This window comes from Rhodococcus sp. YH1 (assembly GCF_009939605.1).
In the GTDB taxonomy this organism is placed as follows: domain Bacteria; phylum Actinomycetota; class Actinomycetes; order Mycobacteriales; family Mycobacteriaceae; genus Rhodococcus; species Rhodococcus aetherivorans.
This window is the reverse complement of sequence record NZ_WVTE01000163.1, coordinates 43,112-57,503: the sequence shown is the minus strand read 5'-3', so window position 1 is coordinate 57,503 and position 14,392 is coordinate 43,112. Positions and strand designations below refer to the sequence as shown.

The following is a 14,392-nucleotide window of genomic DNA, read 5'->3' as shown; positions in this document are numbered from 1 at the left end:
TCCGCAAGGTTCACTCGGCGCCACGGCTGCGACGGTAGGCAACACGGGCCATAGTTCCGGGCAACGAATCGATGAGCGCACGGCAACCGATCCACCGGCCGGGACGCGCGCGGAACGCCGCGCGCGTCCCGGCCGGTGGATCGGAAGAAGGCGCCGGTCCGCACCGGCTCAACGGTGAGCTCATACTCACCGATCGCCCTGGCCTTGTACGTGTGCGCGGCCAGCGTCCGGATCTTGCGCCAATACCGGTCGAGGTGCGAGTTCGCCTCCTGGTTGCCTCTACAAGGCCTCGTAGTAGAAGGACGCCAGTTTGGGTCCGTGGCCGGCGTCGAACCGAACCGTGACCTTCCACTGTCCCGCAGTCGGGACGATGAGGCCGTCGCTGGTCCACACCAGTGCATTGCCCTCAGCACCGGTTCTCGTCAGCTCCACCGGCATACGCGCGATATTCGCTTGGACCGAGGAGAATTCGACATCGAGGTCGGGAAGGTCTTTTCCAGAACCGGATTCCCCGTTCGCGCGAGGGTATCGGACGGTGAGTGTCTGTGAGCCGCGGCGCACCGAGTCGATCTCGACGTCCAGGATCTCCGAGGCACCGAAATCCAGTTCCGTGCGCGCACTCGTCGTGTAACTGTCTTTCGCCGGCGTGAGCGATGACAGGAGCGATGTCGCTGCGACGACCATGACCGCGAGGCCGGCCTCGACGACCAGGGTCCACGGACGCCGTGCGACCGGAGGTGGTCCGGCGACAGGCAGGGCGGTCCGGTTCCGATACCGACGGTACGTCAGATGGCCGGCGCACGCGACGAGCGCGCCGAGCGCCACCTTGACCAGCAGCGTCACACCATACGAGGTGAAGAACAACGCCGCCGCCGGCCGCACCTGCAACATCGCCAGAACGAGACCGGTGGCGGCGACGAGCGCCACGTGGCCAGCCACCACCCGATGCCACCGCGCCAGCTGCGGAACGTCCTCGAGAACCAGCGCCAGGACGCATACCCCACCGAACCAGAACGCGGACGCATACACATGCGCCGAGGTGCTGACGAACGACAGCGGCCACCGTTCGGTCGAGCCGCCGTGACCGCCGAGCGTGACGGCCGCGACCGCCGATGCCATTTGCAGGTAACCCGCTGCATCCGCCACGCGAACACGACCAGGCGGCAGTGCACAACAGACGAGGGTGAGCACCGCTGCAACCACGATCGCGATGCCCAGCAGACTGCCCAGAACCGTTGTCGCGGCCGCCACCGAGGTGTCGGACAGTCCGCCCGCCTGTTGCGCGACGAGCGCCATGAATCGGCCGAACAAACCCGCCATGAGCAGACCTGCCCCGATCCGGTAGGCGGTCCGGAACCGGCGACCGCTCAGCGCGGACGGCCAGACCCAGCGGCCGGCGACGAAGAGACCGGACGACAGGATCACCCCGAGATACTCGGCCGCCTTGCTCGCGTAACCGAGGTACTGCTCCGGCCCCGCGCGTGCCACAGACGTGTCCAGCTCCTGCCCGAACTCGGTGACCGATCCGACCGTGAACCTGATCGACAGTGACACGACGTGGGTGTCGGCGGAGACCACTCGTGCCGTCGCAAGGTAGGCTCCGTCGGGTATATTCCGCTCCGGCACAAGCAGGATCCGACGCCCTCCATCTTCCGCCGGCTCGACCGCGATCGGTTGACGCGCACCGTCGCTGTCGATCAGCTGGGCCGAGCCATCGACCAGTGTGGCCGCCTCGGTGAGTTCGAAGGACAGCACGGTCGGCGGCTCGTCGACGTGCGAACCGTCGGCCGGTGAGCTGGAGAGCACAGTGGCATGGGCCGAGGCGGGTGCCGCGGTCCACACCATCCCGGCGGCGACGAGGAGGGTTACCAGCCATACGAGAACGGCGGGCACCACGATCCGCGGCGCACGTCGACCGTTCTCCTGCAGACCTCGCAGCAATCGCGACGAACGGTTAGGACCGGACGGCATGACTTCGCCGTACCAGCGCAACCACCGCGCCCGCTGCCCCCACTGCGATCACCAGAGCGGCGCCGGCGATCGTGCGCCACACCCAGACTTCCGAATTATTATCGGCAGCAGCAGTGTTCATTATGGCTCCGGATTCGTCGGCGTAGGCTGCGGTGCCCGCAGCCGATACCACTGTGGCGGTGTCGCTGTGCCCGTCGTTACCGTGACCGTGGCCGGCGGCGGCGAGCGCCACGACGGGGGCCGGGTGTTCCGGTTCGCTGCCCGCGTCTAGGGCGACCTCGTTCCAGGACACCACCGACCCGTCGCTGTAGGTCTGCTCAGTGGGCAGCGGCACCGAGCCGACATCCTCAGGCCACGGACCCGCCGACAGAGTGAACACACCGAACTCCGACCCCTTCAATCCGTTCGCGGCATCGGTCACTCGCCAGCTGACGCGCGCGACCCGTTCACCGCCGCCGACCGCTTCACGTTCGACCGTCGCCGTCCATCCCGGAATCGGTTGTATCCGTGCAGAAGTAAGGTCGACACCGGCGGGAACCGTGAGCGTCAACCCAACCGTCGAGGCGTCCTTCGCCTCGCTCGGAACGATGAGCCGTACCAAGCCGTATCCACCCTCCGCCGGTTGCTCTCCGCCGTCGACTCGGACATGGGCTGAGGCGGGAGCGGCGACACTCAACAGTCCCACTCCGCCGAGGATCGCCACTGCAGCCACGCGCCACGCGATCGTCCTCAGGATGCGCCGAACGTTTCCGCTTTCGGCTTCAGACATACTGCACCACCTCGATGATTGCGATTGCTGTTCGGGCTGGACCCATGAATCCTCGGGACGTTCCGACGCGCCGGTCATCCAGCTACCCCGGCGGGGACGGAGCGCGCTCTCGCCGGGTCGGCGAGGACGAGGTCATCGGCGGTCTACCCGCTCGCCCGTCCGTCCGGGATCCGCGCGTTCTGATTGTGGTTCGGCGTTGCGACCTCGCCTCGTCGTCGGGTCGGGGTTCGTGTGGTGGAGTGCGGGACCGCCCGGCGACCGTCGGTGTCTGCGCGGCGGGCAGAAGTCCTCAACGGCTGCTGATTCCGAACTGCCACCCGGCGACTGCCGAGGCCTTCGGTGGCGCCGTGGTACTCCGCCGCGACCAGGGCTGCGAAGACATGCGATGCGCCCAGCCTCAGGCACGCGAATGACGTGGGGAAGGCGGCAGGGAGCACGATCCGGGTAAAGATGTATCCCCTACCCGCACCGGGCATCCGCGTGTCGATGACGCTTCCGGTACGCGAGGGCGTCACCTGCCCTCGGCCGCCGTCACGGGGATGTTCGCGCCGCGGTACTTCGCCTCCAAGAACTGCGCCAGTTCAGGGCTCTCCAGCGCATGTGCCAGTTCGAGCACTCGCCGGTCTCCCGCCAACCGAGACGGCGCAACGAGCACGTGCGCATAGGGATTCTCCGAACCCGGCTCGATAGCGAGCGCGTCTTTCGCTGGCTCCAACCCTATGGATGCCGCATCCCTCGGGTTGAGAACCACTGCGTCGTAATTCTCGTAGAGAGACTGGAGGTAATCGTCGTAGCTCAGTCCCAGAAGCGACAGGTGCCGCAGCGAGTCCAGCACGTTCGCCTGGGTGATCGTGAGATCCACCGCCGAGGTACCACCGAACGGACGATCGAGCGTCACCAATCCCGCACTCTGCAAGAGATAGAGTCCCCGAGCGAAACCGGTCGGCGTCGCGGGCAGTACCACCCGGGAGCCATGGGGCAGACTGTCTCCGGTGACCTGATCCTCCACCAGACCCACGTTCACCCAGTCCTCGGTATCCCTGACGTCTGTCCATTTCGACGAGTACAAGGCGTAGGGAACGACATTCACCTTTGACACAATGCTCAGACTGTCGTAGGACTTCTCCCGAAGCTCGGCTTCGAACGCGGGGATGTGCTGAAAGTAGGAGAGATCGCCATCCCCTGCGACAACCTTTGCGTTGGAATTCTCGGACGCGTCGACCAGCTCGACTTCTACCGAGTCCGGCAAGAGATTCTCAACCGTGTATTCCAGTATCTCCCGGTGGTCTCCGGCGCCTACGTACACGACCAGCGCGTCCTTGTCGGTTGCGGCGGACTCGTACGTGACCTGGGTGTCCGGCCCGCAACCAATCAACCCGGTCAACGTCGCGAGGGTGAATGCGACTGTCGCGAAGACTCTGGGCCGGGTGGGAATGACTCTTCCTCTGACAAGGCTGCGGCGATGTGTCCGTTTCATCCGACCACTCACTCCACTCCCACATGGCGCAGTTTCGACAGGTATGAGCCGGCCTGCACCCAGGAACTCGCGGCCACGTTCCTGGGTGCAGGGGGGCTCACGGTGGGTTTACCGACCATGACGGACGTCGGCACGGAGCCGCGTGCTTGTCACTTGTTCGTCAATCCTCGTTGCCAGGAAGTCAGATGCCATTCCGCAGCTGCCATCACCCCGTTGACGAGGATGCCGATCAGTCCAAGCGTGAGGATACCGGCATACATTTGCGGGGTCTGGTAACGCAACGCGGCGTTGTTGATGTAGATGCCCAGACCTTGGGCACCGCCGACGAGCTCGGCTGCAACCAGCGCCGTAAAGGCGTTGGCAGCAGCCAATCGGATACCGGGGAAGATTGCCGGGATGGCCGCAGGAAGAACAACACGGGTGAAAATGTACGCCCGTCCTGCTCCAAGGGTACGTGCCGCATTCAACAGGATGCGCTCCACACCTCCGACCGCTCCGACGGCGTTGATGAAGATCGGCCAGAAGCACGCCCACACCACGATGGCGACCTTCGATTCCTCGCCGATCCCCAGGAAGACAACGAAGACCGGCAGGAGCGCGAGCAGCGAAAGATTCCGGAAGAACAGCAGTACCGGCTCAGCAAGCTTCTGGAAGATCCGGAACGATCCCACGAGGATGCCGAGCGCGATGCCCACCACGAGTGCAATCGCGAATCCGACCAACGCCCGACTGACACTGGGCCAGATCTCAGAACGCAAGGTGCCATCCGCCAGTCCGTCGACGAACGCCTTGGCCACGTCCTGCGGCTTCGACAGGTACAGGTCACTGACGTAGCCGAATTCAACGATCCACCACCAGATCACCAGAAAGGCAACGAGTCCGATGCTTCCATAGATTAATCTGTCGTACTTCACGAGCCACGGGTTGGGCGACTTGGGCGGAGTGAGGTGCTCCTGCTGCCGTTCCTCACCGCGCACCGGCTCAGTGATCGTCGTTGCCAATTTGCACCTCCTCCTCGAGGATCCGCGCGACTCGCGACCGGATGTGCGCGAACTCCTCCGAACTCCGGGCCTCGCTGTCCCGGGGCCGCGGCAGATCAATGTCGAACACCGTCTTGACCTTGCCGGGGGCTCGGGTCATGACCGCAATCCGATCGGAAAGGAAGATGGCCTCGTCGATCGAGTGGGTGACGAAGAGGATCGTCTTCTTCGTTTCACCGGATTCCCAGATGCGCAGCAACTCGCCCTGCAAGAACTCACGCGTTTGCGCATCCAGTGCTGCGAACGGCTCGTCGAACACCAGAACCTCCGGTTCGTAAGCGAGAACGCGCGCGATCGCGACCCGCTGACGCATACCACCGGAAAGCTGGTGAGGAAGCCGATTGGCAGCAGCTTCCAGGCCCACCGTCTTCAGCATCTCGGCCGCCCGCTCGCTACGCTCTGCCCTGGGGACGCCACGAATCTTGAGACCGACCTCGACGTTCTTCTGTGCCGTGAGCCAGGGGAACAGAGCGTAGCCCTGGAAGACGACGCCGACGTTCTTGTTGACGCCTTCGACTCGCTTACCGTCGACGAGGACAGCGCCCCCGTTGTGGGTCTCCAAGCCCGCGAGGATGTTCAGAAATGTGGACTTTCCGCAGCCACTCGGCCCCAACAGGGAGAGAAACTCGCCGCTCTTGATTTGGAGATCGAATCCGTCGAGGACGGCAGTGGCCTCCTTGGTCGACCTCGATCCGGGCTTCGGGTAGAGCTTGGCGACGCGCTTCGCCTCGATCTTCCAGTCCGTACCGTTGGCCCGTGGTGCAATCGGTCCTGCGTCCTGGTCGAGTTGTTCAATTAGCACTTGCTGACTCATTTCGATCGACTTTCCTGTGGGGATGCGGATGGCACCGGCCCCAGCCCTTGCCGAGCGCCGGCGAACCTTGTTCTTCGATGTGGCGCGCTCAACGTGTATCGCGTGGGATCACTCTTCGAGCCCCTCGATGTCCACAAGGTGCGTCTCGAGGATCCCGTCGTTCTGCTCCTCGGTAAGGATCGAGGTGTTCTCATCCTGCGATTCCAGAAGGTCTGCCGACTTCGCGTAAGGATTGAAGGCGTTGGTCGCAATGTCCTCGGGCTTCAAGTTCTCCGAGCCCGGCAGCGGCTCACCTACCTCTTCCACCAGATCCCACCACAACTGCAAGCTCGCCTTGTCGAGGAGTGCATTGGGCGCGTAGTGCCAGTTGGTGGTCTGTTCCACCGGGTACCCGGTGGTCTTGCCGGCGATCTCCGCGGACTCCTTCGGATGAGCGTTGGCCCAGTTGGCCGTCTTCGCGATAATGCCTACGAACTCACGCGCCGCCTCCGGGTGCTTCTGCAACCAGGCGTTGCTTGCGACAAACGGCGCCTGGCCACCCAGCGCACCCCAGTCGTCGTAAGAGGTGAAGGCCTGCGTGAACTTGTCTGGCTGGCTCTGCAGTACACCGACAAGCGGCGGATGGAAGACTCCGAGGTCGACTTCACCCCTCTCGATCGCCGGCGCAATGAGCTCATTCTTGAGCTCGAGGAAGTTGACCTTGTTCAGGTCCACGCCGTTGTTCTGCAGATACCGCTTGATCACCAGGTCGGTGCAGCTGTTGAATCCCGAGAGGCCGATCGTCTTGCCCTCGAGGGCCTTCAGGTTGTCCTTGGTGATGTCCGAGCCGGCCTTGGTGAAGTAGGCCATGTGCGGCTTGTCCGGCAGGTCGAGCATGCTCGAGGCAATGGCCGTAAACTCGAAGCCCTTCACCTTCCCGTCAATGTCGTTGTTGAACATACCCGTTGCGATATCGATCGCCCCCTGGTCGAGCAGCTGCACCGCAGGCACAGCCGTGGCGGGCCCGACGTACTCCGGACGGACACCGGCGTTGTCCCAATACCCCAACTCGTCAGCGATCCTGACCAGCGACAGGGCGGTAGGCGAGTTGGCGAATCGGAAGGTCACCACGCCGTCCTCATTGCCGCTGCTGCCGCACCCGGCCAGCACCAGCGGTGCCGCAACAAGTAGGGCCGACCATGTGGATAACTTCTTCGTCAGGCGCTTACTGCCGAAGACGCTCATGCTCGCGTCTCCCCATGCGTTGTTTTGCCGCTCACGGCGTTTCCTCTCTCGCGGTGGTCATAGTCGTCGCTTCCCGGGCGGCCGGTGACTGCCGAGACCTGTTCGATTGGGAAAGTAGGGCTCTACTGCAGGCTTTCCCTATAGATATATTCACCATGAAGAAATCTTCAAATCCGTTCCATCCCATCGACCTACGGAGCCGTGCCGACGGCAGGCCCGGTCCATCGCGTTCGGGGGCTCGTCTTCGACTACACACAGGTACATTTCACCCCCCCCGGAGGTCGGGCAGGTGCGGTCCGATACCGGACCACATCGATCCGGTCCCGAGACCTCGACATTATTCCCATGAAATATAATGCCCCTTAAGTACTTTCGCGAAACACCCCGAAGTGGTGCCCCACCGCACTTGGCGGAGGTGTACACCTCTCGACCGGACCGCCTCCAGCTGTCGACGCCACCCTCGAGGGTCGAGACGCCCAGGTATCCGAGACCGGCGAGTTCCTCTCGGCGACCCAGCAGCTCGACGAGCTATTCGACCCTCGGAGCAGCCGCCGGTCGATTGGCGGGCAGCCGAAGGTCTCGGATCCGAAGGTGAGTCTCCACCCGTGGGAGGATCGTGTCGACCGCTTCCGGGTCGACACGTGTAGCATGGTCGGCAGCACCGGCCTCCCGGAGCAGGTCCGGTAGCCTGGTCCGAACCCGGTCCAGGATCCAGGCCGTGAACTCGCCGTTCGCCACGGTGTCGAATCCGATCCAGTAGTTCTGCTCTCCCGGAGTCAGATAGTGGTAATGCTCCTCCCCGGGTAAGGCATCGAACCGGAGGTGCTCGAGACCCGTCTCGGTGTCGAACACGTGCAGGGTCGGACCCTCGGCGCATGACGCGTCGTTGTCGTCGCCGTAGACGGCCCGGCCTTCCACGCCGAAGGTGACGGCACCGGCCTGGTAGTAGGTGGTCGCGGCGACCACCACCGGCAACGGATCCCCCTCGTAGAGGCGCCCAGACGCGTTCGCCGATACATGAACGTGGTCATCGCCATTCCCTCTTCTCGGGCACGGTCACTACGTCGGTCCGGCCGGACGCCACCGGATTGTCGATCTCAGATCGCATCGAACGGTTCGCCCCCCCAGCGCGATGGACTCACGGTTGTCCGGTCCGACTGGCACATCCCCGACCAGGGTGACGCGATACAGCCGACGGTCGTCGTCGGTCGTCAAATCCCTCGGAGCGAGGTGGACTGTCGAGCGATTGTCCCAGAACGCGACCGCCCCCGGCTCCCACCGGAACCGCACGGTGTACTCCGGACGGACCAGTTCCTCGTAGAAGAGATCGAGGAGTCGACGGCTCTCGTGCGGTGACACCCCCACCAGATGACTGGCGAAACCCGGATTGACATACAGCGCCTTCTCGCCGGTCTCCGGGTGCACGCGCACCACCGGATGCTCGGAGAGCAACGGCCTCTCCTGCACCCGTCGCAGGTAGTCCGCGGTGGGCGTCGCGCCGGCGCCGACGCTGAACCGGTGCACCGCACCCAGCTCGTCGGCCAACCCCCTCGAGCGGCCCCGACAGGCCTTCGTAGGCGGTGACGGAGTTCGACCACTGGGTGTTGCCGCCGTACGGCGGCAACACCTCCGCACGCAGGATCGACGCGCCCGGCGGGTTGACCGCGGCGGTGACGTCCGCGTGCCAACCGGGTCCGTCGTAGCCGGAACTCGTCGCGATCCGAGCCTTGAAGCGGTCCCGGAAGATCGGATAGATCGACGGGTAGTTCGGATCCGGAATCGCATCGAAATGCGGATGCGCAGGCGTCGGTGCACCGAAGTACGTCGCGAAGCGCAGGTTCTGGTCGTGGTTCAGAAACTGGTCACGGAAGAAGACGACCTTCCACTGCAGCAGCGCCCGCCGGACCGTCGACACCTCCTCGGGGGTGAGTTCACCCCCGAGGTCGACTCCGTGGATCTCTGCGCCCGTCCAGCCGGACTGCGGGCGTACCTCGATTCGTGGTGCGGCGTGTGTCATGTCTGGACTTTCGTTCGGAGGTGGTCCCGGGTGGGCTGTGGTGGACCGACTACGGCACCGGATCGAGGTCCGGGAGGGGCACCCCGAACCGCTCGCGGAGGGTCGATTCGGTGTACTCGCGCCGGAACAGTCCGCGACGGCGCAGGATGGGGACGACGTGATCGACGAAATCGTCCAAGCCCGACGGAAACGCGTCCGGCATGAGGTTGAACCCGTCTGCAGCGCCGGCGACAAACCACTCCTCGATGGTGTCCGCGACCTGTTCGGGCGTACCGATCACGGCGCGATGCCCGCCGCTACCGTTTAGGGCGCGCAACAACTGGCGGATCGTCAGGTTGCGTTCCCGCGCGAGCCCGACCACCGATTCCCGGAACCCCAGCGATCCCTGGTAGCCAGCAACGTCGGCAGGCGCGGCGAGTACGTCGGGCGGGATCGGCGCATCCCAGTCCAGGGATCGAACATCGACACCCAGCGTGCCGCTCAAACGATCCCCTCCGACGTCCTCGGGGGCACCCACCCGCAACTGCTCGTGGCGTTCGATCGCTTCCCGCTCGGTGGACCCGAGCACGGTGATCAATCCCGGGAGAATCTTCACCTTGTCGATGTCACGGCCTGCGCGTGCGGCCGCCTGCTTCACGTGCCGGTAGTTCTCGATCCCAGCTGCCAGGGTCAGCTCCGCGGTGAACACGCCGTGCGCTGTGCGTCCCGCCAGTTCGCGTCCGGCCGGGGAACCACCGGCTTGGATGAGCGCGGGATACCCCTGAGCGGACGGCGCGACCGACAGCACACCCGACACCGTCAGATGATCACCGAGATACTCCAGCGGCGCACCGGTGACGGAGGATTCCCACAGCCCGACGACGACGTCGACGAACTCCGCGGCACGGGCGTAGCGCGCGTCGCGGTCCGGCAGGTCCGCCACGCCGAAGTTCCCCGCGACCACCGGGGAGTACGTCGTCACGACGTTCCATGCGACCCTCCCCCCGCTGGCTCGATCCAACGACAGGAATCTCAGCGCCAGTTCGTACGGGTCGTTGAAGGTGGTCGACGCCGTACCGATCAAACCGATACTCGTGGTGTGCGCGGCTACCGTCGCCAGAATCGCCGTCGGCTCGAGCGCACGGGTGGGTTTGACCCTCGGGTTCTCCCAGAATCCGGGACTGTCGGCCAGAAAGAACCCGTCGAACGTGCCACGTTCCGCCGTCTGAGCCACGCGCACGAAGTGGGACGGATCCACGAATGCGTTCGGAGCAACACCGAGCGTCCACGCGCCCGGCGAAATTCCGACATCGAGCACGTTGACGTTGAGGACCAGCTGTCGGCCCGTGCGAGTCATGGGAGTCCCTCCTGCTCAGAAGAATCCGGTGTCGGGGAGTTCGGCATCGTTGACGAACAGGTCGCCGAGAACCCGCGCCTTGTACACTGTCGGGTTGTGGGAGAACACGGTTCGCAGATTGCGCCAGTGTCGATCGAGATGCGCCGATTGCCGCGTCGCCGAAGCGCCGCCGACGTCGAAGATCCGAGAAGCGGCCCGCAGCGCCGACTCCTCGATCGCCACCTTCGCCTTGGCGGCCAGCACCGACGCACGGATTTCGAGTGCCGGGTCGACCCCGGTAGTGCGCGCAGCGTCGGTGGCCTCGTCCTGTGCCTCTACAGCCGAGCGCACGATCGCCTCCGCCGCGAACGCCGTCGCGGTCAACGATCCGATGATCTCGAGCAACTGCGGGTCGTGCCGGGGTTCGGCCGCGGTGGCGAACGTGTAGCTGCGCTGCCGGCCCCGCACCAGGTCGGCGGCGTCGGTGGCCGTGGACCGGAGAATGCCGGCCGCGATCGCATGGAGAACCAGCTGCGTGAACGACTGCCGGGCGCGCACCTTGTCACCGAAGAGCTGAAACGGGAACGTTTCGTCCTCGCCGACCTCGACGTCGGTAAAGATGGTTGTGCCGCTTCCCGTGTGGCGCTGACCGATTCCGTCCCAGTCGTCCACGTGCTCGATACCGCGACGATGCGTCGGTATTACCGCGTTGAGCGGCGTCCCGTCAGGCATGGCCGCCGACACGCGGACATAGTCGGAGAACAGGGTCCCGGTGCTGTAGAACTTGGTGCCATCGAGTCGATAGCCGTCGCCGTCCGGAGTAAGCGTGGTGTCGAACTCATAGCGCCCGACGGCCCGGGACGTCAGCTCGGAGCTGGCACCACCGAACACAGTGCCCGCCACGACCTCGGTGAGCCACCGTCGCTTCTGGTCGGTGACGGGCACGCGCAACAACTCCTCGACGAAGGCGAAGTGTACTCGGAGAATGTGCGGCACATCAGGATCGGCTTCGGCAAGGTCAATGAACAGATCGAACAGTTCTCGCAGCGTATACCCGGCACCGCCGAGCTCCACCGGAACACGCACCGAGCCGATCCGTTGCTTCTTCAGCAAGTCGATCGCCGTGAGGGGAGGCTCTGTTCCACCGGCTGCTCGGCGCCGCCTGGCGTCGGCGGCGATCGCGGCAACGATCTCCTTGCGCGACAGGGATGGTTCCGGAGCCGGGGGCTGGGTCGAGTCGCTGCGGACGTCGGATTCGATGGTCATGATCATCCTTTGCATTCGGAGCGGTCAAGAGACGGAAAGGCACTGCGCCGATATCCGTCGAGAACGGTTTCGGCCACGGGCAGACCGATTCGGTTACGGAACGGCGCGGCGGCGACCCGGACCAGTTCCGTCGAGGCAGCCACCAGCGCCGTATCGAGGTCACTTGTGCCCCGAATCCGGACGACGATGCCGGCGGCGTGGTGCGGCACGCCCACGATTGCGGACCACGAACCGGTCCACTGCGCCTCCTCGAGGACGAGCGCGGGTGCATCCGTCGCCGTGTGACGGGCCGGGACGATCACAACATCCGCCACCCCAAGTGCCGTTTCGAGTTCCGATTCGCTGTGCGGCCGCCACAGCACGGGCGGTTTGAGCTGAGGTGGTTCCGGTACATTCAGCGGACCCGAAACCGAGAACACCCCTTCGTGGTCGATGAAAGTGATGCGCTCCGATTCGACGAACACACCTCGTTCCGGATCGGCGACGATGCTCTCGGCCGGCCAGCTCTCCCACAGCTTCCGGGCCACCACGACGGCATCGACGGATGCCGCTACCCGTGATTCGACGGAATCCTCTGCAAGTGAACGTGCTCCGACAAGCCAACCGACTCGTCCACCGCTCACATGATCGAGTGACGCCAGCCGCCGCGACAGGTTGTACGGATGATGAACTCGGGGATCGGCCGGGACAACGAAGCCCACGCCGTCCGTGTGTGCGGACAGCACCGCAGCAGCGACGCTCGCATCGAACGCCGACTCCACGGCGGATTCGGGATCGAGGACGTCACCCCCCAACACCACGAAGTCCACGCCCGACGCGTCGAGAAGCCCGCCCAGTGCGCGGGGCGACAACGGCGCGTCGGGACCGAACAACGCTGCAACCACCGCCGTATCCAGGTCGATACCGATCACCGGTTGACTACGCATAGAGTCCGTCCTCTTCGTTGCCGATTCCCGCCGGACAGAATGCAGCGAATGTTCCCCACGATCGATCGAGATCTTCCGTCGAGATTCCCACCGGCATCGAACCGGAGCGACCGTTGCGCTCGAGATGGTTCTAAACAAGCCGGACTTTCGGTACCGCACCGATGCGGAACCGTGTCGATCGGGCTGCGCGTGTACGGCGACGCGAGCCCTCCGAATGCCGGTTCCGGCTCGCCGAAATCGAACTCCGACTCGCCGCGCGCCTGCACCGATGGCAGGTCGAAACCGGTGACCGCGCCACCGACCGTGTGGCCAGCAACGATCGCTTCCGCCGTCATGAAGAAGTACCTGGCGTCCCTGCACGGGGAACGCGCGGGCCCACGCTCCCCAAGGGGGATCGCCTCCGTTCCCACGAATGCCACCGCGTAGACCCTTGCTCGACCGAACCCCCGAACGACTGACCGACCACTGACACACAGACGGCGGACATGGTCGGATCTTCCGGCATGCCCGCCGCCATTTCGGTTCGATCGCAACGTGACTCCGTACTCAGCATGCGTCCCGCTCACCCCCATGTCCGCGGTGAACTCGCCGGCGCCGTCGAGCAGGCGCACGAAGGCACCGCCGACCGGCCGGCCGGTGACAGCCCTCCTGTTCGTGACGGCCGCGCCAGTATGCGGACGCACGGAACGGCCCGACGCATCAGACGTGGTTGGCGATCAGCGAACCTCCAACTCGATCGGGGCTCCGACGAGCGAGCCGTATTCGACCCAGCTGCCGTCGTAGTTCTTGACGTTCTTCTTGCCGAGGATCTCCTGCAGCACGAACCAGGTGTGGCTCGAGCGCTCACCGATCCGGCAGTAGGCGATGGTCTCGCGGCTGTCGTCGAAGCCCTTCGCCCGGTAGAGGGCCTCGAGGTCGTCGTCCGACTTGAAGGTGCCGTCCTCGTTGGCGGTGGTGCTCCACGGGATGTTGATCGCACCCGGGACGTGGCCGCGCTGCTGGGCCTGCTCCTGCGGCAGGTGGGCCGGGGCGAGGATCCGGCCGGAGAACTCGTCGGGGGAGCGGACGTCGATGATGTTCTTGGTGCCGATCGCGTCGATCACCTCGTCGCGGAAGGCGCGGATCGAGTAGTCCGGCTCCTGCGCCTTGTACTCGGTGGCCGGGCGGGTGACCTCGTCCTTGGACAGCGGGCGTCCGTCGAGCTCCCACTTCTTGCGGCCACCGTCGATGAGCTTGACGTCCCGGTGCCCGTAGAACTTGAAGTACCAGTACGCGTAGGCGGCGAACCAGTTGTTGTTGCCGCCGTAGAGCACGACGGTGTCGTCGTCGGCGACGCCCTTCGTGGACAGCAGGGCGGAGAACTGCTCCCGGTTCAGGAAGTCGCGACGGACGCCGTCCTGCAGGTCCTTACGCCAGTCGAGCTTGATCGCGCCCTCGATGTGCCCGCCATCGTAGGCTGCGGTGTCCTCGTCGACCTCGATGAACACGGTCTTCGGTGCGTGAAGGTTCTGCTCTGCCCAGTCTGCTGAGACCAGGACGTCGGAGCGAGCCATGGAGTTTCCTTTCGGTGTTG

The 14,392-nt window shown here is 64.9% G+C and carries 13 protein-coding genes and 2 pseudogenes; all 15 read right to left on the bottom strand.

All coding sequences use genetic code 11. From position 1 onward, the window contains the following. Window positions 1-279: 279 nt before the first annotated feature. Window positions 280-1,893 (bottom strand): copper resistance protein CopC, encoded by a 1,614-nt coding sequence (locus AIIKEEIJ_RS13560; RefSeq protein ID WP_161995864.1) that lies wholly within the window; start codon window positions 1,891-1,893, stop codon window positions 280-282. 61 nt (window positions 1,894-1,954) lie between these two features. Next, complete coding sequence (locus AIIKEEIJ_RS13555; RefSeq protein WP_161995863.1) at window positions 1,955-2,740, bottom strand: DUF1775 domain-containing protein; 786 nt, start codon at window positions 2,738-2,740, stop codon at window positions 1,955-1,957. Window positions 2,741-2,883: 143 nt separating this feature from the next. After that, complete coding sequence (locus AIIKEEIJ_RS13550) at window positions 2,884-3,216, bottom strand: ABC transporter permease subunit (protein WP_161995862.1); 333 nt, start codon at window positions 3,214-3,216, stop codon at window positions 2,884-2,886. Window positions 3,217-3,251: 35 nt separating this feature from the next. Continuing rightward, the gene (locus AIIKEEIJ_RS13545; protein ID WP_238406343.1) at window positions 3,252-4,124 is read right to left on the bottom strand and encodes a MetQ/NlpA family ABC transporter substrate-binding protein; all 873 of its coding nucleotides are present in this window, start codon (window positions 4,122-4,124) and stop codon (window positions 3,252-3,254) included. A gap of 242 nt (window positions 4,125-4,366) precedes the next feature. Then, the gene (locus AIIKEEIJ_RS13540; RefSeq protein WP_202916995.1) at window positions 4,367-5,218 is read right to left on the bottom strand and encodes an ABC transporter permease subunit; all 852 of its coding nucleotides are present in this window, start codon (window positions 5,216-5,218) and stop codon (window positions 4,367-4,369) included. Next, on the bottom strand, window positions 5,199-6,071 hold the full coding sequence (locus AIIKEEIJ_RS13535) for an ATP-binding cassette domain-containing protein (protein ID WP_161995860.1): 873 nt from the start codon (window positions 6,069-6,071) through the stop codon (window positions 5,199-5,201). Before AIIKEEIJ_RS13535 ends, AIIKEEIJ_RS13540 begins: the two co-directional genes overlap by 20 nt. Before the next feature lie 108 nt (window positions 6,072-6,179). Next, on the bottom strand, window positions 6,180-7,295 hold the full coding sequence (locus AIIKEEIJ_RS13530; RefSeq protein WP_161995859.1) for an ABC transporter substrate-binding protein: 1,116 nt from the start codon (window positions 7,293-7,295) through the stop codon (window positions 6,180-6,182). A 528-nt stretch (window positions 7,296-7,823) separates the two neighbouring features. Beyond that, window positions 7,824-8,264 carry a DUF7700 domain-containing protein gene (locus tag AIIKEEIJ_RS13525; RefSeq protein WP_202916994.1) on the bottom strand — a complete coding sequence of 147 codons (441 nt, stop codon included), beginning with the start codon at window positions 8,262-8,264 and terminating at the stop codon, window positions 7,824-7,826. A gap of 90 nt (window positions 8,265-8,354) precedes the next feature. Then, window positions 8,355-8,840, bottom strand: coding sequence for a TauD/TfdA dioxygenase family protein (locus AIIKEEIJ_RS34015; protein WP_338020948.1), 486 nt, complete (start codon window positions 8,838-8,840; stop codon window positions 8,355-8,357). A 76-nt stretch (window positions 8,841-8,916) separates the two neighbouring features. Next, window positions 8,917-9,312, bottom strand: a pseudogene (locus tag AIIKEEIJ_RS34010) (TauD/TfdA dioxygenase family protein); the annotation flags it as partial. A gap of 49 nt (window positions 9,313-9,361) precedes the next feature. Next, window positions 9,362-10,648, bottom strand: coding sequence for an LLM class flavin-dependent oxidoreductase (locus AIIKEEIJ_RS13515; protein ID WP_161995857.1), 1,287 nt, complete (start codon window positions 10,646-10,648; stop codon window positions 9,362-9,364). A gap of 15 nt (window positions 10,649-10,663) precedes the next feature. Then, window positions 10,664-11,893: an acyl-CoA dehydrogenase gene (locus AIIKEEIJ_RS13510; RefSeq protein WP_161995856.1), complete on the bottom strand. Its 1,230-nt coding sequence runs from the start codon at window positions 11,891-11,893 to the stop codon at window positions 10,664-10,666. Between the two features lie 2 nt (window positions 11,894-11,895). Then, window positions 11,896-12,804 carry an LLM class flavin-dependent oxidoreductase gene (locus tag AIIKEEIJ_RS13505; RefSeq protein ID WP_161995855.1) on the bottom strand — a complete coding sequence of 303 codons (909 nt, stop codon included), beginning with the start codon at window positions 12,802-12,804 and terminating at the stop codon, window positions 11,896-11,898. Between the two features lie 569 nt (window positions 12,805-13,373). Further along, window positions 13,374-13,502, bottom strand: a pseudogene (locus tag AIIKEEIJ_RS32600) (DUF1416 domain-containing protein); the annotation flags it as partial. Window positions 13,503-13,535: 33 nt separating this feature from the next. Continuing rightward, complete coding sequence (locus AIIKEEIJ_RS13495) at window positions 13,536-14,372, bottom strand: rhodanese-like domain-containing protein (protein WP_161995854.1); 837 nt, start codon at window positions 14,370-14,372, stop codon at window positions 13,536-13,538. Window positions 14,373-14,392: the final 20 nt, after the last annotated feature.

Excerpts from the sequence above, each read along its gene's own strand:
- AIIKEEIJ_RS13555 (WP_161995863.1), bottom strand. The coding sequence starts at position 2,740 with ATGTCTGAAGCCGAAAGCGGAAACGTTCGGCGCATCCTGAGGACGATC.
- AIIKEEIJ_RS13550 (WP_161995862.1), bottom strand. The coding sequence starts at position 3,216 with ATGCCCGGTGCGGGTAGGGGATACATCTTTACCCGGATCGTGCTCCCT.
- AIIKEEIJ_RS13535 (WP_161995860.1), bottom strand. The coding sequence starts at position 6,071 with ATGAGTCAGCAAGTGCTAATTGAACAACTCGACCAGGACGCAGGACCG.
- AIIKEEIJ_RS13530 (WP_161995859.1), bottom strand. The coding sequence starts at position 7,295 with ATGAGCGTCTTCGGCAGTAAGCGCCTGACGAAGAAGTTATCCACATGG.
- AIIKEEIJ_RS13515 (WP_161995857.1), bottom strand. The coding sequence starts at position 10,648 with ATGACTCGCACGGGCCGACAGCTGGTCCTCAACGTCAACGTGCTCGAT.
- AIIKEEIJ_RS13510 (WP_161995856.1), bottom strand. The coding sequence starts at position 11,893 with ATGACCATCGAATCCGACGTCCGCAGCGACTCGACCCAGCCCCCGGCT.
- AIIKEEIJ_RS13495 (WP_161995854.1), bottom strand. The coding sequence starts at position 14,372 with ATGGCTCGCTCCGACGTCCTGGTCTCAGCAGACTGGGCAGAGCAGAAC.